The organism is Streptomyces sp. MB09-02B (assembly GCF_033794485.1).
Taxonomy (GTDB): domain Bacteria; phylum Actinomycetota; class Actinomycetes; order Streptomycetales; family Streptomycetaceae; genus Streptomyces.
The window spans coordinates 1-825 of sequence record NZ_JARGEE010000947.1; the positions used below are offsets into that span (position 1 = coordinate 1).

At 74.1% G+C, this 825-nt stretch carries 1 protein-coding gene; it reads right to left on the reverse strand.

From position 1 onward, the window contains the following. Nucleotides 1-91 precede the first annotated feature (91 nt). Entirely contained in the window at nt 92-817 is a 726-nt protein-coding gene (locus P1P70_RS45245) for an AAA family ATPase (protein WP_319248398.1), read from the reverse strand. Nucleotides 818-825: the final 8 nt, after the last annotated feature.

Consider the following 825-nt stretch of genomic DNA (forward strand, 5'->3'; position numbering starts at 1 on the left):
GGGTGAGGGGGTGCGGTGAGGGGTTGTGTGCCGTCCGCGAGCCGGTGGGGGCTGGTCGCGCAGTTCCCCGCGCCCCTTTCGGGGCGCGGAGCTACCACTTCGGAGGGCTGGCGATCGACCGTGCCAGGACCTCGTCCAGGACGCGGGCCGTGGCCGGGACGTCCAGCTGGGAGTTGTCGATGATCGGCAGGCCCGAGCCGTACCAGCCCGCCATCCGGCCGTGGATGCGGGCGACCTCTTCGTCGGTGAGGCGGCGGTTGCCCGAGCGCTCGGCGTTGCGTTCGAGGACAATCTCCAGGCCCGGGAGGAGCACGACCGGGAGCAGGCCGGGGCCGACGTGCCGCTTCCAGCCGCCGAGGCCGACGACCGGGCGGTCGGGGAAGACGGCGTCGTCGAGGATGCAGGAGATGCCGTTGGCCAGGAAGTTCCTGGCGGAGAAGCCGCAGGTGCGGCGGGCGAGACGATACTGCGCCTCGGAGTTGTCGTTCCACCCGGACTGCGGGTCCGCGAAGCCCGAGCGCACCCACTCGCGTACGTCGTCCAGGCTGATGTGCGCGGTGGGCACCCTGCGGTGGTCCGCCCAGTACTTGGCGACGCTGGTCTTGCCCGCCCCGGCGGGCCCGATGAGCAGGACCGCGAGCGTGGTGGTGGTGACGTCGGGGGCGCCGGTCGCGGGCGGCGGCATGGTGACGGGACCGCCCGGGGGCAGTTGCACATGTCCGGTGGCGTCCCTCGGCATCCCCGTCTGCTGCTGCGGGGCGGAGGGGTGCGGGTGCCCCGGGCCACCGGCGAAACCCGGCGCCGGGGGCACCCGCACCCCTCCGC